Origin of the sequence: Anaerotignum lactatifermentans, assembly GCF_016902535.1 — a bacterium.
Classification (GTDB): Bacteria; Bacillota; Clostridia; order Lachnospirales; family Anaerotignaceae; genus Anaerotignum; species Anaerotignum lactatifermentans_A.
In genome coordinates, this window is sequence record NZ_JACSNY010000001.1 from 284,577 (window position 1) to 302,756 (window position 18,180).

17 protein-coding genes are annotated in these 18,180 nt (G+C 51.3%); 1 reads left to right on the forward strand and 16 read right to left on the reverse strand.

Annotation, left to right across the window (positions count from 1 at the left end; genetic code table 11):
- Nucleotides 1–44 precede the first annotated feature (44 nt).
- The 16 genes from H9X84_RS01365 to H9X84_RS01440 all read right to left on the reverse strand — a co-directional run bounded on the left by H9X84_RS01365 (nt 45) and on the right by H9X84_RS01440 (nt 17,278).
- Nucleotides 45–1,994, reverse strand: coding sequence for a penicillin-binding transpeptidase domain-containing protein (locus tag H9X84_RS01365; protein ID WP_205132522.1), 1,950 nt, complete (start codon nt 1,992–1,994; stop codon nt 45–47).
- Between the two features lie 88 nt (nt 1,995–2,082).
- Nucleotides 2,083–4,338, reverse strand: a complete 2,256-nt coding sequence (locus H9X84_RS01370; RefSeq protein WP_205132523.1) for a penicillin-binding transpeptidase domain-containing protein — start codon at nt 4,336–4,338, stop codon at nt 2,083–2,085.
- A gap of 4 nt (nt 4,339–4,342) precedes the next feature.
- Nucleotides 4,343–4,882 carry an FtsB family cell division protein gene (locus H9X84_RS01375; protein ID WP_205132524.1) on the reverse strand — a complete coding sequence of 180 codons (540 nt, stop codon included), beginning with the start codon at nt 4,880–4,882 and terminating at the stop codon, nt 4,343–4,345.
- A 19-nt stretch (nt 4,883–4,901) separates the two neighbouring features.
- A complete protein-coding gene (gene rsmH / locus H9X84_RS01380) occupies nt 4,902–5,843 on the reverse strand; it encodes a 16S rRNA (cytosine(1402)-N(4))-methyltransferase RsmH (RefSeq protein WP_205132525.1) in 942 nt (313 codons plus the stop codon).
- 30 nt (nt 5,844–5,873) lie between these two features.
- Nucleotides 5,874–6,305, reverse strand: a complete 432-nt coding sequence (gene mraZ / locus H9X84_RS01385) for a division/cell wall cluster transcriptional repressor MraZ (protein ID WP_205132526.1) — start codon at nt 6,303–6,305, stop codon at nt 5,874–5,876.
- Between the two features lie 360 nt (nt 6,306–6,665).
- Entirely contained in the window at nt 6,666–7,853 is a 1,188-nt protein-coding gene (locus tag H9X84_RS01390; protein WP_205132528.1) for a pyridoxal phosphate-dependent aminotransferase, read from the reverse strand.
- 33 nt (nt 7,854–7,886) lie between these two features.
- On the reverse strand, nt 7,887–8,324 hold the full coding sequence (gene aroQ / locus H9X84_RS01395) for a type II 3-dehydroquinate dehydratase (protein WP_205132529.1): 438 nt from the start codon (nt 8,322–8,324) through the stop codon (nt 7,887–7,889).
- A gap of 14 nt (nt 8,325–8,338) precedes the next feature.
- Nucleotides 8,339–9,481, reverse strand: coding sequence for a bifunctional chorismate mutase/prephenate dehydratase (locus tag H9X84_RS01400; RefSeq protein ID WP_205132530.1), 1,143 nt, complete (start codon nt 9,479–9,481; stop codon nt 8,339–8,341).
- Between the two features lie 20 nt (nt 9,482–9,501).
- A complete protein-coding gene (gene aroC, locus H9X84_RS01405; RefSeq protein ID WP_205132531.1) occupies nt 9,502–10,587 on the reverse strand; it encodes a chorismate synthase in 1,086 nt (361 codons plus the stop codon).
- Nucleotides 10,577–11,845 (reverse strand): 3-phosphoshikimate 1-carboxyvinyltransferase, encoded by a 1,269-nt coding sequence (gene aroA / locus H9X84_RS01410; protein ID WP_205132532.1) that lies wholly within the window; start codon nt 11,843–11,845, stop codon nt 10,577–10,579. Before aroA ends, aroC begins: the two co-directional genes overlap by 11 nt.
- A complete protein-coding gene (gene aroB, locus H9X84_RS01415) occupies nt 11,842–12,915 on the reverse strand; it encodes a 3-dehydroquinate synthase (RefSeq protein WP_205132533.1) in 1,074 nt (357 codons plus the stop codon). The genes aroA and aroB overlap by 4 nt, the downstream gene beginning before the upstream one ends.
- A 15-nt stretch (nt 12,916–12,930) precedes the next feature.
- Nucleotides 12,931–13,779, reverse strand: coding sequence for a prephenate dehydrogenase (locus H9X84_RS01420; protein WP_205132534.1), 849 nt, complete (start codon nt 13,777–13,779; stop codon nt 12,931–12,933).
- Between the two features lie 28 nt (nt 13,780–13,807).
- Complete coding sequence (aroF, locus tag H9X84_RS01425; RefSeq protein ID WP_205132535.1) at nt 13,808–14,824, reverse strand: 3-deoxy-7-phosphoheptulonate synthase; 1,017 nt, start codon at nt 14,822–14,824, stop codon at nt 13,808–13,810.
- Between the two features lie 546 nt (nt 14,825–15,370).
- The gene (gene rsfS, locus H9X84_RS01430) at nt 15,371–15,703 is read right to left on the reverse strand and encodes a ribosome silencing factor (RefSeq protein WP_205132536.1); all 333 of its coding nucleotides are present in this window, start codon (nt 15,701–15,703) and stop codon (nt 15,371–15,373) included.
- Between the two features lie 17 nt (nt 15,704–15,720).
- The gene (nadD, locus tag H9X84_RS13180; protein WP_205132537.1) at nt 15,721–16,953 is read right to left on the reverse strand and encodes a nicotinate-nucleotide adenylyltransferase; all 1,233 of its coding nucleotides are present in this window, start codon (nt 16,951–16,953) and stop codon (nt 15,721–15,723) included.
- A gap of 22 nt (nt 16,954–16,975) precedes the next feature.
- Nucleotides 16,976–17,278 (reverse strand): YhbY family RNA-binding protein, encoded by a 303-nt coding sequence (locus tag H9X84_RS01440; protein ID WP_205132538.1) that lies wholly within the window; start codon nt 17,276–17,278, stop codon nt 16,976–16,978.
- A gap of 169 nt (nt 17,279–17,447) precedes the next feature.
- Here H9X84_RS01440 and H9X84_RS01445 point away from each other — a divergent pair, with 169 nt between their 5' ends.
- Nucleotides 17,448–17,999 (forward strand): cupin domain-containing protein, encoded by a 552-nt coding sequence (locus H9X84_RS01445; RefSeq protein WP_205132539.1) that lies wholly within the window; start codon nt 17,448–17,450, stop codon nt 17,997–17,999.
- Nucleotides 18,000–18,180 lie beyond the last annotated feature (181 nt).

Genomic DNA, 18,180 nt, shown 5'->3' on the forward strand with positions numbered 1-18,180 from the left:
TCTGTTGATTATAGCACATTTCTCTCCCGTAACCAAACTTTTTTCTAATTTTCCCCCGTATTTTCAAAAAAACTTTCCTCCTGCAAAGTCAGGATCACCTTGGTATCTTTATTGACCCTTTGCCCTGCCGGCGGCAGCTGAGAGACCACCACACCGCCGTCTCCGTTCCAGTCCGCCGAAAGTCCCGCCTGATAAAGGGCATTTTTCGCTTCCTGCGCTGTCATACCCGTCACATCCGGCACGGCCGTCAGACGTTCCTCCTGTTCTTCTGTGGTATATTCCGGCAAAAAGCCCAGATAGGGCAGTACGTTTTCCATCAGTTCCAGAATCACCGGTCCCGCCACAGTCCCGCCGTAATACGTTCCCTGCGGCTCGTCAATGAGTACGAAAAACATAACCTGGGGATCATCCGCCGGTGCAAAGGTCATAAACGAGGCAATGTACTTTCCGCTGCGCCGGGGCAGCTTTTCGGAAGTGGCCGTTTTTCCGCCGATGGCATAGCCTTCCATGGCGGCCTTGCTGCCGGTTCCCTCGGAAACAACGCTTTCCAGAATCTGGCGCATCTGAGCCGAGGTTTCGGCGGAAATGACCTGTTCCCCTTTTTCATAAGAAAAGGTCTCCGTCAGATTGCCTTCCTCATCGGCCAACCCCATGGCAAAATGGGGCGTCACCAGGTAACCGCCGTTGACCACAGCGGAGGCCGCCCGTAGCAGCTGCAAGGGCGTGATCTGGAAGGACTGGCCGAAGGACATGGTCGCCAGCTCCACCGGCCCCACATTTTCCACTTTATGCAGGATACCCACGGCCTCCCCCGCCAAATCCACACCGGTCTTTTCCGTAAAACCGAATTTCTCCATATATTCCATAAAAGTCTCGGCACCCAGCCGCTCCGCCACCTCCATAAAGACGGGATTGCAGGAATTCTGTACCCCTTGGGTAAAGGTCTGGGCGCCATGGGTTCTGGGATACCGCCAACACTTAATCATCCGATCCCCGGCAATATGATAGCCGTTGCAGTAAAAGGAGGAATCCGGCGTGATGACGCCTTCCTCCAGCCCTGCCGAGGATGTAAACATTTTGAAGGTACTGCCCGGCTCATATGTATCATTGATGGCGAAATTCCGCCACATCTGATTTCTGGCGTCCGTCAGTTCCTCCTCCGTCATATTTTCCTCACCTTCCACGGTGAACGGGTCGTTCAGGTCAAAGGAAGGATAATTGGCCATGGCGTAGATTTCCCCATTCTGCGGGTTCATAACAATAATCACGCCCCGTTTGGCCTCCTTGGACTCCACCGCCTTTTGCAGCGTCTGCTCCGCATACTCCTGAATCACCACATCCAGCGTTGTCACCAGATTCTTTCCGTCCACCGGCGGGATGCGTTCCTGTCCGCTGCCGACTTCCCGTCCTCTGGCGTCTGTCTGGGTCAGGATTTTTCCCTGCTCTCCTTTCAGATATTCCTCATACTTGGCCTCCAGTCCGACAATCCCCTGATTGTCCTTTCCTACAAAGCCTATGACCTGCGCCGCCATTTCGCTGTAAGGATACACGCGCTCCACATCTTCATCCACTTTGATGCCGGGCAAAGACAGCTGCCGGATCTGAGCCGCTGTATCCATATCCACCTTAGACTGGATACGCACCAGCGCCACCTTCTGCTCTAATTTTTCCAGTACATCCTCATAGGACAATTCCAGCACTTCCGCCAGCTTTGCCGCCGTTGACTCCTTGTCGGTGACCTGTGCGGGCACAGCGCTGATGGCGGCTGCCGTCTGGGTCTGGGCGATACCTGTGCCGTTTCTGTCCAGAATACTACCCCGTTTCGGCGTAATGAGACGGTCTCGGGTCTGCTGCTCATAGGCCAGCTCCTGCCATTCCTCCGCCCGGAACAGGTCAATGAAGGCCAGCCGTCCCAGCAGCAGCAGAAATCCCGCCGTCATACAGACAAGAAACAGCATCAGCCGCCGTTTTTCTTTGATCGAGGGTCTTTCCATAAAAAACTCCCTGCCTTTTCAAGATCTTACTAGCTAATATATTGAAAAAACAGGGAGTCTATGCAGTTGCTCTTTTTATCTGCGGGGATCAGGAGGAATTGGACTGTGTATCGCTGCCCCCGGTATCCTCCGCGGATTCTTCTTTTTTCTCCATGGACAGCAATACTTCGGTGCCGCTGTCTACGGATACGCCGTATTTCGGGTCCTGAGACACCACGACGCCGTTCTGATCGCCTTCAAAGGCCACCGTAAAGCCCTTTTCCTCCAGAGCCGCCGCCGCTTCCGCATAGGTCTTGCCTACTACGTCGGGCACACTGACGGTGCCGCTGTCAGCTTCCGACTTTGTGACATACAGTATGATCTCGCTGCCCACGTCTACCGTTGTGCCGCCTTTGGGCACCTGATTGGTGACGGTATTGCCGGTGCCTACTACCTTATAGGTCAGTTCTTTGCCATCCAGATCGCCGACTACGCCATAGATTACGCTGTTGGTATAGTCGCCGACGGTCACGGTCTTGTTGGAGGACAGGTTTACCGCGTCCTCTGTGGCTTCTGTGGGTTCCATATTTTTGTATTTAATGATGTTTTCCATCAATGTTTTTGTCATCGCCGCCGGAGTCTGCACGCCGTCCACATATTCCTCCGGCTGATTGATAACCGTAAAGACGATGTACTGGGGGTCTTCCGCCGGGAAATAAGTCATATAGGTCAGTGTCCACAGGTCGTCTCTGTTTCTGTCGCCCTGTTCCGCCGTACCTGTTTTACATCCGATGGAATAGCCTTCGATATCTACCTTTTTGCCGGTACCGTGGTCTACGGTTGCCTTTAAAGCTGTACGCATATAGGCAGAAGTCTCTTCGGAAATGACCTTGCGCACCACTTCCGTTTTATTCTCCAGAACGATATTGCCGTCTTTATCTACAATCTGAGATACTACATGGGGTTTTACCAGATTACCGCCGTTAATCAGCGCGGAAAAAGCCGTAATGGCCTGAATGGTGGTACAGTTAAAGGTTTGCCCGAAGGACATGGTCGCCAATTCTGTCGGGCCGATGCCTGCCAGATCATGGAGCAGACCGGCATCCTCACTGGGCAGGTCAATGCCTGTTTTCTGACCGAAGCCAAAATCCATCTGGTATTCATAGAATTTATCCGCGCCCAAAAGATTGGCAATCTGGATTACGCCCATATTGCAGGACTGGGCCATGATTTCTTCTACATTGATAGTACCGTGGCCGCTGCGCAGGTGACATCCAATAGTATAGCCGCCAATGGACATGGACCCATTACAGGTAAAGCTGGAATTCGGCGTAATAACACCTTCCTCCAGGGCCGCCGCTACGGTAATGGGCTTATAGATGGACCCCGGCTCGTAAGTATCGCTGACACAGAAATTTCGCCAAATCGTCTGCAGGTATTCCACCTGCTCCTCCGAGGACATGGCCGCCCATTTTTCAGCAAAGGCCGTATCACTCTGTACCGCCAAAGGCTCATTGGGATTGTTCAGGTCATAGGCATTGGATTCCGCCATAGCGATGATTTCCCCTGTATTGGGGTCCATGACCATGGCCGCCACATTTTTGGAGGGCCATTCCGCCGCCGTTTCCATAACCACTTCTTCCGCCATCTGCTGAATATTATAGTCCAGCGTTGTAACAACGGTATCGCCATCCTTGGCCTCATAATCCTGATAGGTCACGCTATCCGCCCCGGAATACAGGATAAAGGAACGTCCCGGTGTACCGTTCATATATTCCGCGTAATATCCTTCCAGCCCCCACTTGGCATCACCGCGGGTAAAGCCAATCAGATGGCATGCCAGAGAATTCAGGGGGTAGGAACGTTTGCTGTCTTTTTCAAATACCACGCCCTTCAGATTCAAGGCTTCAATCTCTTCCTTTAAGGCGCGGTCAATCCCTTTCACTAAATACTTCCAGTGGTTGTTCTGATAGATCTCTCCCGTTTCCGGGTTCACTGTAATATACTGCTTCAAGGTGCTGTAATCCAGATCCGGGAAGTATTCGCACAAAGTGGAAATGGTGCGTTCCTGTTCCTCCGCGTCCTTTACATCCGCCAGCTGGAGGGCGTCAAATACCACATTATACACCGTGGTACTGATGGCCAGAACCTGATTGTTTCGATCCACAATACTGCCACGGTTGGGCGTCACGGATATATCATAGCGATTGATCTGCTGGTTCTTTGCCGCCGATTCATACTCAGCGCCATGGACCACCTTTAAATAAAGGACTCTGCCCATCATCAGACAAAAAACAGCGATAAATGCAAAGAGAATAAAAACAAATTTCCCATTTGCTTTTATTCCCCCGACTTTTTTTCTCATAACATCATTCCTTTGTCAATAAATTCCGAAAGAAGGACAGAACGGAATTTCCTTCCGTCTCCGCTTCCGCTGTATCCGAAGCGTACTGAATGGTATAGCTCTGCTTCGGTACATCAATATACACAATCTGATAGGACTGTGGTTCTGACATACCCAGACGGTTGATGGCTTCCTGTTTGATATATTCCAGGTCTACCTGTTCCGCCAGTTCCGCCTCCAAAATAGCGTTCTGCGCCTTCAGATCCGTCAGATCGCTTTTCTGCTGGCGCACCTGTACCTCCACATTGGCTACCATAACATGCATCCCCATAAACGCGATACATCCCACAAAAAGAATCAGCACAACAAAGCATACCTTCCAGGCATGGGCTCTGTTTTCCCGGCGCTCCGCCGCTTCCTGACGCTGCGCCTCCTTCTGCCGTTCCTTTCTTTCCTCTTCCTCATAATAGGGTCTGTAATCCGGCTCCAGCTCATGAGCTACGTTTCCATAGGTATAATAGGAACCTCTGTATTCTCTTTGCATTCTTTTTCTTTCCGCAGCCATGGCCTCCACCCCGTCTCATTTAGTCTGTGCTGACCCCTTCCAGAATCCGCAGTTTCGCGCTTCTGGCGCGATGATTGTATTCCAGTTCCTCCGCAGAAGGAACGATGGGTTTTCTGGTAATTACTTTTCCTGTCGGTTTGCGTCCACAGACACAGACCGGGAACTGAGGCGGGCAGATGCAGGGATTTTCCTGTTTTCTGAATGCCTCTTTTACGATTCTGTCCTCCAGAGAATGGAAGGTAATAATGCAGAGCCTGCCGCCGGGCTTTAATCTTGCCGCCGCGTCGTCAATGGCCCGCTGGAGCACATCCAGCTCCGCGTTTACCTCAATACGGATAGCCTGAAAGGTTCGTTTCGCCGGATGGGGACCGTCTTTTCTGGCGCCCTTTGGCACCGCCTTTTTGATAATCTCCACCAGCTCGCCTGTCCGTGTAATAGGCTTGTCCGCTCTGGCCGCTACAATAAACTGGGCGATGCGTTTCGCCCACCGCTCTTCTCCATAAGTAAAGATAATGCGGTTCAGCTCCTCTTCGCTGTAAGTATTTACCACATCATAAGCACTGAAAGGCTTCGTGGCGTCCATACGCATATCCAGCGGAGCGTCCTGCTGGTAGGAAAATCCTCTCTCCGCCTCGTCCAGCTGATGAGAGGACACGCCGATATCCAACAGCATTCCGTCGATTCTGTCAATGCCCAGCTCGTCCAGAATCCTGCCGATATTTCCAAAATTGTCATGGACAAAGGTCACCTTGTCCAAATGTTCTTTCAATCGTTCTTTTGCCGCCGCATGCGCGTTCCAGTCCTGATCCACGCCGATGAGCCGTCCTGTGGTCAGCCGCTTGGCGATCTCCAGAGAATGTCCGCCGCCGCCCATGGTGCCGTCCACATAAACGCCCTCCGGCTTAATGTCCAGCCCTTCCATGCACTCTCTCAGCAAAACAGAGATATGATGAAATTCCAACTGCGTACACCTCCGCTTTCCAAAATCATGTTATATTCCCAGGTTTTCCATTTCAAAAGCAAGATCGTTGCTGATGAAATTTTCTTCCTCGTTATATTCTTTCCAGTTTTCCTTGTTCCAGATTTCAATTCGATTGTTGACACCAATAGAAACGATGTCTTTTTTCAGTCCGGCGTATTCCCGCAGATTAGACGGCAGGATAATCCGTCCCTGGTTGTCCAGTTCACACTCCACCGCGCCGGCAAAGAAGAAGCGGACAAATTTTCTGGCGCCAGTACTGGTCAGAGGCAGCTGTTTCAGCTTCTCCTCAAAGACCTTCCACTCTTCTCTGGGATAGGCAAACAGGCAGTTATCCAGGCCTTTTGTCACGACAAAATGCTCGCCCAGGCCTTCCCGGAACTTAGCAGGCACAATCAGCCGCCCTTTCGCGTCAATAGAATGTTGATATTCACCCATGAACATTTTGCCGTCACCACCTTTCTCCCCACAGAACAGGATTTTTTCTTTTTTACTCCAAAATCAGCCACTTTGCGCCACTATTAACCACATTGTAATATACCTGTAACAAAAAAACAACCCCTAAAACCATTTTTTTGCCCGATTTTTTCCGCAGGAAATGCCCAGAATTCAAGGATTTTTTCAATCATCCCATATATTTCCTCCACTTTCCTCCCTTCGCACCATATCTGTACACCATCCGCCATCCTCCACCGCCATAAAATCTTTTTTTCTGAAGAAAAAAATGGTTTTTCTCTCCAAAAATAAAAAAAGACCGTTTCCTCCCAGAATAAGGAAAGAAACAGTCTTTTTCTGTCTTTGGTTTTAGTTTTTATACTCCTGGGCCAACGCCTGGAAAGAGGGCAGAGAGCGTTCAATGGTCTCCCTCGCCACACAATAGGCAATCCGCACATAGCCGGGACAGCGGAAAGCTTTCCCCGGCGTCATCAGCAAACCATGTTTTTTCGCCTTTTCGCAGAAAGCCTCTTCATCCGGCTCCAACGCCTTCACAAAAAGATAGAATGCGCCCTGGGGCTTTGCGCACGCATAGCCGTAAGAAGTCAGCGCCTCATAGAGCAGTAATCTGTTTTTATCATAATAAGCCACATCTGTCTGCTCGTCGCAGCACCGGGCCACCACCATCTGCTGTAATGCCGGCGCATTGACAAATCCCAGACAGCGATTGGCGATTTCCGCCCCTGCCGCCACATCGGCAAAATCATCCACCTCCGAGGGAATCACCAGATAGCCGATCCGGTCCCCCGGCAGAGACAGGGATTTCGAGAAGGAATACGCCACAATGGTATTATGGTAGTACAGCGGAATATATGGCGCTTCCGCCCCGTCATATACCAGCTCCCGATATGGTTCGTCCGCGATAATATAAATGGATGTGCCCAGTTCCTTTTCCTTGCGCTCCAATACCGCGGCCAGCGCCCCAATGGTCTCCGCGTCATAAACAACGCCCGTAGGGTTGTTGGGAGAGTTCAGGATAATTGCCTTTGTTTTGGCTGTGATCCGCTCCTCCAGCGCCGCCAGATCCGGCAGGAAGGAAGGAGGATTGGGCGGAACCGCCAGCAGCGTGCCGCCGGCATTGATGACATAGTTGTCATACTCCCCGAAATAAGGGGCAAAGGTCAGCGCTTCATCGCCCTCGTCAATAAGTACCTTGCAGATGACGCTGAGTCCTCCCGCGGCTCCAACGGTCATTATTAGATTTTTTGCGGAAAAGCTGGTGCCGAAACGGCGGTTCAGACTCTCCGCGATGGCCTGGCGCGCGGCCGGGATGCCGCTGCCATCGGTATACCCATGGATCTGCAGAGAATCTACCTCCCGCAGGATCTCCACAATGGCTTCATTGACAGCGTCCGGCGCTTTTACGTTGGGATTGCCGATGCCGAAGTCAAATACATTTTCCTCGCCATACAGTTCTTTCAGCCGCTTTCCTTCCGTAAACATGGCCCCCAGAGCCGCACTGCGCTCGATCATTTCCTTCATTTTCTTTGAAACCATAGTCCTTCCTCCTTTCCCATGGCCGTATCGGTATTATTTTCCGTATTTTTCCTTTAAATAGAGGATCGCCTCTGTATATCCGGCAAACCCCTTGCCGGTAATGGTTTTTTCGCAGGCCATGCCCGCGTAGGAAATCTGCCGGAAGTCCTCCCGCTTCTCCACCGCCGACAGGTGGATCTCCACCGCCGGAAGATTTACCGCCTTCAAAGCGTCCAGAATAGCCACACTGGTATGCGTATAAGCCGCCGGATTGATGACGATGGCATCCGTATGGTCGAAATACGCCGCTTGGATGCGGTCCACCAGCGCCCCCTCGTGGTTGGACTGGAACATCTCCACTTCAATATTCTCTTTTTCACACAGAGAAGTAATCTGCTTTTGAAGATCCTCATAGGTTTCTGTGCCATAGATATGTTTTTCCCGAATCCCCAGCATATTCAGGTTTGGTCCATTCAGTACAAGTATTTTCATCTCTTCCGCCTCCTTTATACGATCTCAGAATAGCATCCCAGGAAGGAGAACTTATCCGCCGCCAGTTCCATATCCTTCAGCAGTGTGATGACATCCTTGGAGAATACGGAAGCATCCAAATCGAAATAGAACCGGAACTCGAAATCCTTACCGGGGATCGGACGGCTTTCCAGCTTGCACAGGTTGATGCCCTGGCAGGCGATCTTACCGATCATGGCATACAGAGAGCCGGGCTTATGGGCTACGGACAGCATCAGGCTGATCTTGCCGGAGCCTGCGTAAATTTCCATGCTCTTAGCGATGCAGATGAAACGGGTATAGTTGTTCTGATTATTCTGCACATCATCTTTAATAATAGACAGGCCATACAGACCGGCACATTCCGAGGAAGAAATAGCGGCAATATCTGTTCTGTCGCTTTCTGCCACATATTTTGCAGCTGTTGCTGTGTTTTCGAAAATGGTTACCTTTACGCCGGGCATGGATTTCAGGAATTCACTGCACTGGCTCAGCGCCTGCTCATGGGAGATGATCTCCTTGATCTGGGACAGCTGAACGCCCTGTTTTGCCAGCAGCGCATGATTGATATGCAGCTTCAGACTTCTTACAATATAGAATTTATGGCTGACCATCAGGTCATAAACCTCGGAAACGGAACCAGCGGAGCTGTTTTCAATAGGCAGCACACCATACTGGCAAAGTCCTCTTTCCACGGCGTTGAATACGCTTTCGAAGCTGTTGAAGAACATGGTGTTTGGCATACTGAACAGCTTGCCGCAGGCTCTGGCTGCATAGGAGCCTTCTGTACCCTGGCAGGCTACAACCGCTTTTCTGGGGAATTCCAGACGGGGTTCTTTGATATTTGCCAGAATCTCCTCGGAAAGAGGGGTTTCCTTGATAAGCAGACCTGCCTGATAGCTTCTGCTGACATCGAACATGGTATGATACAGTGTATTTGCATACAGCTCAAAATCCTCACCGGCACGATCCATAACCTTTTTCAAAACATCATTTTCCCGTTTCAGATCCAGCACCGGCAGATTTTTCTCCGCCTTTGCCCCGGCAATCTCAGACGCCAGTTTCATCCGTTCTACGAATAAGTCTACCATCTGATCGTCAATATTGTTGATTTTTCCTCTGATTTCATCCAGATTCATGTTATTCTCCTCCTTGTTCTTCAATGCTTCATCAAATACAGATCCATAAGTCCCACAGCCAATGCCGCCTCTACTACCGGCACAGCTCGCGGCACGATACAGGGATCATGCCGGCCTGTTACCTGCAGCTGCTGGCCTTCCTTCCGGCTCAGATAAATGGTCTGCTGTTCTTTGGATATAGACGGGGTCGGCTTAAAGGCCACTCGCACCGTCAAGGGCATGCCGCTGGAAATCCCGCCCAGGCTTCCGCCATGGTGGTTGGTTTTCGTTTTGACACAACCCATTTCATCATAATAAAAAGCGTCATTGTTTTCCGAGCCGTAAAGCTCCGCCGCCTGAAATCCCGCGCCAAACTCCACGCCTTTCACAGCGGGAATGGCAAACAGGATCGCCGCCAGCCTGCTTTCCAGCCCGTCAAACATCGGCTCGCCAATGCCCACAGGCAATCCTACCGCCGCGGCTTCCACTACGCCGCCGACAGAGTCGCCTTCCATTCTGGCTGCCTCAATGACTTCCTTCATTCTCTCTCCCGCTCCATCGGAAAATACGGGGAAGGTCTTTGCCGTCACTTCCCGCAGCTGTGCCGCCGTGATCTCCACATCATCCATGGGCAAATCCTTCTCCCCATGAATGGAAAGGATGTGGCTGCCAATATGGATGCCTTTCCGCTCCAGAATCTGCATACAAACCGCCCCGGCAAAGCACAGCGGCGCCGTCAGACGGCCGGAAAAATGACCGCCGCCCCGGTAATCCTGAAACCCGCCATATTTCACCGCCGCCGTAAAATCGGCATGACCCGGTCTGGGTGCGTCTACCAGCTTAGAATAGTCTTTGGAGCGGGTATTTGTATTTTCAATAACGGCACAGATCGGCGCGCCGCAGGTTTTTCCCTCAAACAGTCCGGATACCACTTTAGGAATATCCGCTTCTTTTCTGGGGGTAGCGTATTTGTGCTGTCCCGGCGCCCGACGGCCCATAAAGGCCTGGATTCGTTCCAGATCAATCTCTTCTCCCGCCGGCAGCCCGTCAATCACAACGCCGATGGCCTCAGAATGAGACTGCCCAAAAATGGAGATTTGTATTTCTTTTCCAAAATTAGAGGACATCCGCGCCACCTCCCAGTCTGATAAATTCCGCGAAGAAACCGGGATAGGACTTTCCTACGGCTTCCGCCCCTTCGATCATCAAGGGCTGGCCCATGACCGCGCCCGCCACTGCGGCGGACATCACGATCCGGTGGTCCTGATAGGAGTCGATATGGATTTCCCGGTAAGAAGCCTCTCTGCTGCCGCCATGGATCACCAGAGCGTCCTCCAGCTCCTCTACCTGTACACCCAGCCGCCCCAGACAATCGGCAATGGCCCGCAGACGATCGCTTTCCTTGATCCGCAGACGGCCCGCGTTGACAATATGGGTATCTCCTTCCGCCATAGCCGCCGCCACGCTCAGGATCGGCACTAAGTCGGGGATCTGGGAAGCGTCTATTTTGCATCCTTTCAGCTTTCCGCCCTTTGCCGTAACGCTGTCCTCGCCAATGGTGATCGTCGCGCCAAAACGCTCCAGAATCGGCAGGATCGCCTTGTCCCCCTGGGGGGAATCCATTTGCAGACCGCAGCAGGTCACTTCACTGCCCACAGCCCCCGCCGTCAGCCAAAAGGCCGCGTTAGACCAGTCGCCTGCCGCCTGGATCACGCCGGGGGAATGGTATTTCTGCCCGCCTTTGATCGCGTATCCCTGTTCCCTTGTTTCCACTTCAATGCCGAAGCGGGAAAGGGTATGCAGTGTCATCTGGATATATCCCGCCGACTCCACTGCCGTTGTCAGTCGGATCTCACTGTCCTTTTCCAGCAAAGGAAGAGCAAAGAGCAGCCCCGTAATAAACTGGGAACTGATATTGCCCGGCAATTCATATACGCCGCCAGTCAAATGTCCACTGATTTCCAAAGGCAGATGCTCCGCATTGAAACGGCATCCATGCTGCTCCATCTGCCCCTTCAGCACGCCAATGGGCCGCTGGGGCAGTCTGCCGTGGCCCTCAAACAAGGCGTTCCGGCCCAGAGCGCCGGCCACCGGCAGCAAAAAACGCAGGGTAGAACCGCTTTCCCCGCAGTCCAGTACCGCCACGGAGGCCTGAAAAGGCGGCGCGGGCGTTACCCGCAGACCTCCCTCTGTTTTCTCGATCCGGCACCCCAGCTCCTTCAGGCAGGAAATCGTCGCCTCAATGTCCGCCGAAGACCCATTCATCAGGATCTCCGTAGGTCCGTCTGCCAGAGCCGACGCCACCAGAAGACGGTGTACATCAGATTTGGACGAAATCATATTCACTTTTCCGTGGAGCTGTCCCACACTTATTTTGATATTCATAAGGGTCCCCCCTCTTTTTTCATTGCTGTTTCCGCCAGCGCCTGTACCTCCTCCACAGGAATCTTCCGAATCTGGCAGGAACCGATCTCTCTGGGAAATACAAAGCTGATGGCGCCGCCTCTGCGTTTTTTATCCCGCAGAGTGCCTTCGGCGATTTCCGCCGCAGAAAATGCCGTTTCCACCGGCAAATGGTTTTTTACCAGCGCCTGACGGATTTCTTCCGCCGTTCCCGGCTGTGCCATCCCCTTCGCTTCCGCCGCCCGGGCGATCAAATGCAGCCCGATGGCAACGGCATGGCCATGGGTCAGGGAAAAATGGCTTTTCTGCTCAATGGCATGGCCAAAAGTATGGCCCAGATTCAAAAGCTGCCGTTTTCCCGTATCAAATTCATCCTCTTCCACCACGTCCCGCTTCATGGAAACGCAGGTCTCTACGACTTCATCCAGTTCCTGCCGGAAATCCCCGGAGGCTACTTTCTCAAAGAGCGGCCGGCTGCCGATGACGCCATATTTCAGCGCTTCGGCGATGCCATCGGCAAAAACCTCTTCCGGCAGGCTTTGGAGCGTATCCGTGTCGCAAAGCACCAGATGGGGCTGGTAAAAGGCTCCCGCCAGATTTTTTCCCGCCGCCAGATCAATGGCGGTTTTGCCGCCTACGGAAGAATCAATGGCCGCCAGAAAGGTGGTGGGGATTTGTACGAAACGGATGCCCCGCTGGTATACCGCCGCCGCAAAGCCCGCCATATCTCCCACTACGCCGCCGCCCAGGGCAACGATGATATCCTGTCTGGTCATTTCTTCTCCCGCCAGATACTCCAGAATTCCCTCAAGAGTTCCGATCCGCTTGGAGGCCTCTCCCGCCGGGAAAACATAGGTGCATACCGCAAAGCCCGCCGTCTCCAGAGATCCTCTGACCTCTGTTTCATACAGTTCTTTTACGGTGGAATCTGTAATGATGGCCGCCTTGCAGGGCTGAATCCGCTTACGGATCTCCTCCCCCGCCTGTTTCAGCAGGCCGCCGCCAATCAGTATATTGTAAGACGTGGATGTATTTACCGTTACTTTTCGCATCCTGTCACCTCAGTATCAATCAAATTCTTTTACTACGTCTACAGCCAGTCGTTTTTCCTTGCCGTCCTTCAGCATCGCCTTCAGGGTATCCGCGTCGCCCTCCCGAATGACCTTGCTGTATGCCTGGAGCCGTTCCACCAGGCCATCAATCTCATCCGCCAGATAGTCCCGGTTCTCCAAAAACAGTTCCGTCCACATGGTCTCATTCAGCTTGGCAACTCTGGTCATATCATGGAAGCTGCCAGCGGAAAAGCCTTTAAATCTGGGAGACAGTTCGCTCTTGATGTAAGCGCTGGAAACCACATGGGCCAGCTGGGAGGTGTAGGCGATCATCTGATCGTGCTCCGCGTCTGTGGCGATCTGCATCCGGGAAAATCCAACGCTCTTGAAGAACTGGCATACTTTATTGACATCGGCAATATCCGCCCCCTGATAAGGCGTCAGGATCATGGTCGCGCCCTCGAATATTTTCTCACTGGAGAAATTAAAGCCGGAACGTTCAATACCAGCCATGGGATGCGCCCCCACAAACAGGAAACCGTTTTCCTCCGCCGCCTGCTGCACGCCGCGGCAGACCAGCCGCTTGATACCGGCACAGTCCACCACCACAGCGCCTTTTTTAAAGTCCTTGGCATGCTTCAGCACATAATCCACGGTGGCTTGCGGATAGACAGCGATCAGCACCATATCACAATCCTTGGGATTGCCGTCAATCATGAACTCATCCACCGCTTCCAGCAGTTTCGCGCTGAGCCGTACTGTTTCCGACATATCCCATCCTACTACTGTATGTTCTGTTTTTTTATGGATGGCTTTCGCCATAGAGCCTCCGATCAGGCCCAAACCCACTACGCCAACTTTCATATGTGTTCACCCCAATTCTGATACTGTCTTAGTCCTGTGTAAATTTGCAGGCAAAGGGACGGATCTGGAATACCGCCTTCGCCACATCATCGAATGCCTCCGGTGTCAGGGACTGCGCGCCGTCGCACAGTGCGTGAGGAGGATCGTTGTGTACTTCGATCATCAAACCGTCTGCCCCTGCCGCTGTTGCCGCCATTGCCATAGGTTTTACCATGTAGGAGTATCCCAGAGCGTGGCTGGGGTCAATGATAATAGGCAGATGGGTCAGTTTTTTCAGTACAGGGATCGTGGAGAGATCCAGTGTGTTTCTTGTTCTTGTCTCAAAGGTACGAATCCCTCTTTCGCAAAGGATAACGTTTTCGTTGCCGCCTGCCATGATGTACTCCGCGCTCATGAGCCATTCGTCAATGGTATTTGCCAGACCTCTTTTCAGCAGGATGGGCTTATTGGTCCGACCCAGTTCCCGCAGCAGATCGAAGTTCTGCATGTTTCTTGCCCCTACCTGGATCAGATCCACAGGCTCGAACATAGGCAGATGAGAAATATTCATGATTTCGGATACGATAGGCAGCCCTGTTTTTTCCTTGGCTTCCTGCAGAAGTTCAATGCCCTCGCCCTTCAGGCCCTGGAAAGCGTAAGGGGAAGTACGGGGTTTGAATGCGCCGCCCCGCAGCAGGCCCGCGCCGGATTTTTTCACACATTCCGCTACATAGCATACCTGCTCTCTGCTCTCTACGGAGCAAGGGCCCGCGATGATCTGGAAGTTACCGCCGCCGATCTTTACGCCGCCCACATCTACCACCAGATCTTCCTCGTGGAATTTCCGGTTGGCGTTTTTGAAGGGCTCCTGGATACGTTTTACGCTTTCTACAATGTCCAAAGAACCGACCAGATCCATGTCTACCTGAGAGGTATCGCCTACCAGACCAATGATAGTATGGTTCTGGCCTACAGAAACATGAGTGTCAATGCCCATGCTGTGAATCCACGCCTTTAAGTTTTCCAGCTGTTCCGGTTTTGTGTTTTGCTTCAATACTACGATCATTTTCTTCTCCTCCTTAGCTTTTCATTTTTCCATCCCGATTCGGGTCATACGCTTTTTCCACTGCCTTTGCTTCTCTTTCATACTTTTCCGTATAAAAAAGAAAGACTCCGCAGCGAATTTCACTGCGAAGTCCCTTGTCTTCCAAAAGAAAAAAACAACAAAACGAACCGTCTTTTCCTAACAGTAAAATTCACTTTGAATCTCTGAAAACACGGTAAAAATAAAAGTATGCAGTTGCGAAAGAATTCATCTGTTGAATCATCTTGCATATCCCTTTCGTTTTATTATTTTTCTCATACTAACACAAAGAAAAGAGAAAGTAAAGGCCTGGGCCGGATTTTTTCCAGTTCCATGGAAATGTTCAAAAGTATCAAAAAAAATACAATTTCTATGGTAAAAATTACCTTCTATTGGAGACATTTGTGTTTTCGCACAATTTTTTCTGGTTTCGCACCCATAAAAATACAGCTTTTTTACCTGAGGCCTTGTCCTCTCATCCCAAAAACCCCATATTTCCTCTTCTCCTTATGTCGGACATTTTTTTGCTCAAATGGTCTTTGCGTCGCTCCATACATGCTCCAGACCGTAGAATTCCCGTTCTTCCTTATTGAACAGGTGGATCAGAATACTGCCAAAGTCCAGCAGAATCCATGTGCCGCCGCTGTAACCCTCGGAATGGTGCATTTTCACACCGGCCTGAAACAGCTTCTGTTCCACTTCATCCGCCATAGCCCGCAGGTGGTTCACATTATTCCCGCTGGCAATGACAAAAAATTCCGCTACATTGGACAGTCCTCTCAGATCCAGTACCTGTATATCCTGTCCCATTTTATCATCTAACGCTGCCTGCGCGATTTTCGCAGCTTCCATTGCTTCCATCCGATTTCCTCCTTCTGTTATTGATTCTTATAGTAATCCAGCGCCTCTACGGACAGGGGATGCAGCAGTCTGCCCCGTGCCTTTACGAAAGCGATGGTCTCTTCCAGTATAAATTTCATGGCCATATCCAGATCCAGATACGCCAAACGTCTGGCTTCTTCCAAACCGTCGAATTTTTCCCGGTTGGGCTCAATATAGTCCGCAATAAAGATGATCTTTTCCAGCAGAGACATATTGGCCCGGCCTGTGGTATGGAACCGGATGGCATTGAGGATTTCCTCGTCTGTGATCTGATATTCCCGTCTGGCTACCTCCGCCCCCAAAAAGGGATGGATCAGATCCGTCTGCTGTTCCATGATCTCATCTGTTTTCACTTTATATTCTTTGCAGAAACGTTTCCGCAGCTCCGGCGGATAGTCCTTGGCGCAGTCATGAAGCAGACCGGCTACTCTGGCTTTCTGCTGGTCTGTCTGGGTGCCATAGATCTCCGCCAAACGGGAGGCTTCCTCCGCCACGCCCATGGTATGAATATACCGCTTTACGGATAAAGCGGACTGCAATTTTTCCTGCATCACTTCCAGCGGCAGCATAAACTTCACCTCGTCCTTTTCTCTGTCCTGATACAGCCCGAATTTATAAATATAGTCCTCTACCTCCTGGGGCAGAAGATATTTGATGGGCATTCCCTTTCTGGCCCGCTCCCGGATATCCGAGGACGAAATGGCCAGCGCCGGCACCTCCATATAATGGATTCTGCTGGCGAATTTATCCCTGATCTCACCGATCTCCTCAAACAGTCTGTTTTTCTGATACCCGGGTCTGGTTACCGCCACAAAGTCGCATAATGTCAGCAGACGCTCCGGCTCCTTCCAGTTCATGATCTGGTGAATAGCGTCTGCGCCGGTGATAAAATAAAGACGCACATCAGGACGGCACATTTCTTTCAGCTGCTCGATGGTATCAATGGTGTAGGTAGCGCCGGGGCGGTCGATCTCGATCCGGGATACCTCAAAATTCTCATTACGCATGGTAGCCAGCACCGTCATCAAATATCGGTGCTCGTTATGGGTTACCTGCTTGTCGGCCTTATGGGCCGGCCGGCCTGTGGGGATAAACACCACCCGGTCTACCTGAAAACGGTGGCGTACCGCTTCCGCCGTTACCAGATGGCCATAATGGATGGGATCAAAAGTGCCGCCCATAATAGCGATACTCTTGCAGTTTTTAAAATTCGCGATCTCGTTGCGCATGATTGCTTCCTTTCCCTTCCACTTACTTCTTTGCCGCGGGCAGGTCAATGACCGGCTTTGTTTTGGAGCGGCGGAACAATACAAATTTGTTCCCGATGACCTGTACAATCTCCGCGCCCGTTCTGCTGGCCAGCATTTCCGCAGCTTCCGCCGCACCCAGCAGGTTGTTGTCCAAAACGCTGATTTTTACCAATTCTCTGGCTTCCAGCGCATTATGCACCGCGTCTCTCAGTTCCGGCGTCACACCGTTTTTCCCTACCTGAAAAATCGCGTCTGTTCCGTTTGCCATAGAGCGCAGAAAGGCTCTCTGTTTACTTGTTAACATAATTTCCTCCATTTTCGTTCTCTCTAAGTTCAATAACATTTATCATAGCATATCCAGTCTGTTTTTGCAACGACAGCCCGGGAGATTTCCTCTTGTCCCCTTTTGGAAAAGATGTTAAAATATAATATGGAGAATACATCTCTCATCTTGTTTAGAAAGGACAGATTCCATGGCACTTTTCAACGGCAGCAGACTGCGTGAACTGCGTAACAGCAAAAAAATGAGCATCGCAGAGCTTTCCAGACTTTCCGAAGTCAGCACAGGCCTGATCAGTCAGATCGAACGGGAACTGGTCATCCCTTCTGTTGTCAGCATCTGGCGTCTGGCAAAAGCACTGGATACCAACATCAACTACTTCTTTGACGAACCGACGGAGGACGACAAGGTCATCATTCGCAAGAACGAGCATAAAGTCATCATTACCCACAGCAACAGCAGTTATTATAAACTGCTCAGTTCCGGCGCGGAAGGCCGGCTTCTGGATATGGTAGAGATTACTTTAAAAAGCGGCTATACCTATGAGCAGAACCCTCTGACCCACGACGGGGAAGAATGCGGCTATGTGCTCAAAGGCGAGCTGACCGTTTATCTCAACGGAAACGAATACGTATTGGAGGAAGGCGACAGTATCTATTTCAGCAGCGCCCTGCCCCATAAATACATCAACCGTGGGAAGGAAGACTGCGTTTCCATCTGGTCCATGACTCCCACATTTTTCTAAGCTGCAATATACAAAAAAGCAAAAACAGACGTATCCCGCCTGTATCATCAAGCGGTCTCGTCTGTTTTTTTGCGCTTGAATTGTCAAGTTAAATGCAACACCTCTGAATAATAAATCTCATAAGGCGTTCTATACCTTAAACATTTTCTGGGACGTTTGTTCATTTCATCCACTTTGCTTT

Coding starts and splice junctions, on each gene's coding strand:
- H9X84_RS01365 (WP_205132522.1), bottom strand. CDS start 1,994: ATGGAAAGACCCTCGATCAAAGAAAAACGGCGGCTGATGCTGTTTCTT.
- H9X84_RS01370 (WP_205132523.1), bottom strand. CDS start 4,338: ATGAGAAAAAAAGTCGGGGGAATAAAAGCAAATGGGAAATTTGTTTTT.
- H9X84_RS01375 (WP_205132524.1), bottom strand. CDS start 4,882: ATGGCTGCGGAAAGAAAAAGAATGCAAAGAGAATACAGAGGTTCCTAT.
- mraZ (WP_205132526.1), bottom strand. CDS start 6,305: ATGTTCATGGGTGAATATCAACATTCTATTGACGCGAAAGGGCGGCTG.
- H9X84_RS01390 (WP_205132528.1), bottom strand. CDS start 7,853: ATGGTTTCAAAGAAAATGAAGGAAATGATCGAGCGCAGTGCGGCTCTG.
- aroQ (WP_205132529.1), bottom strand. CDS start 8,324: ATGAAAATACTTGTACTGAATGGACCAAACCTGAATATGCTGGGGATT.
- H9X84_RS01400 (WP_205132530.1), bottom strand. CDS start 9,481: ATGAATCTGGATGAAATCAGAGGAAAAATCAACAATATTGACGATCAG.
- aroC (WP_205132531.1), bottom strand. CDS start 10,587: ATGTCCTCTAATTTTGGAAAAGAAATACAAATCTCCATTTTTGGGCAG.
- aroA (WP_205132532.1), bottom strand. CDS start 11,845: ATGAATATCAAAATAAGTGTGGGACAGCTCCACGGAAAAGTGAATATG.
- aroB (WP_205132533.1), bottom strand. CDS start 12,915: ATGCGAAAAGTAACGGTAAATACATCCACGTCTTACAATATACTGATT.
- H9X84_RS01420 (WP_205132534.1), bottom strand. CDS start 13,779: ATGAAAGTTGGCGTAGTGGGTTTGGGCCTGATCGGAGGCTCTATGGCG.
- aroF (WP_205132535.1), bottom strand. CDS start 14,824: ATGATCGTAGTATTGAAGCAAAACACAAAACCGGAACAGCTGGAAAAC.
- rsfS (WP_205132536.1), bottom strand. CDS start 15,703: ATGGAAGCAATGGAAGCTGCGAAAATCGCGCAGGCAGCGTTAGATGAT.
- nadD (WP_205132537.1), bottom strand. CDS start 16,953: ATGCGCAACGAGATCGCGAATTTTAAAAACTGCAAGAGTATCGCTATT.
- H9X84_RS01440 (WP_205132538.1), bottom strand. CDS start 17,278: ATGTTAACAAGTAAACAGAGAGCCTTTCTGCGCTCTATGGCAAACGGA.
- H9X84_RS01445 (WP_205132539.1), top strand. CDS start 17,448: ATGGCACTTTTCAACGGCAGCAGACTGCGTGAACTGCGTAACAGCAAA.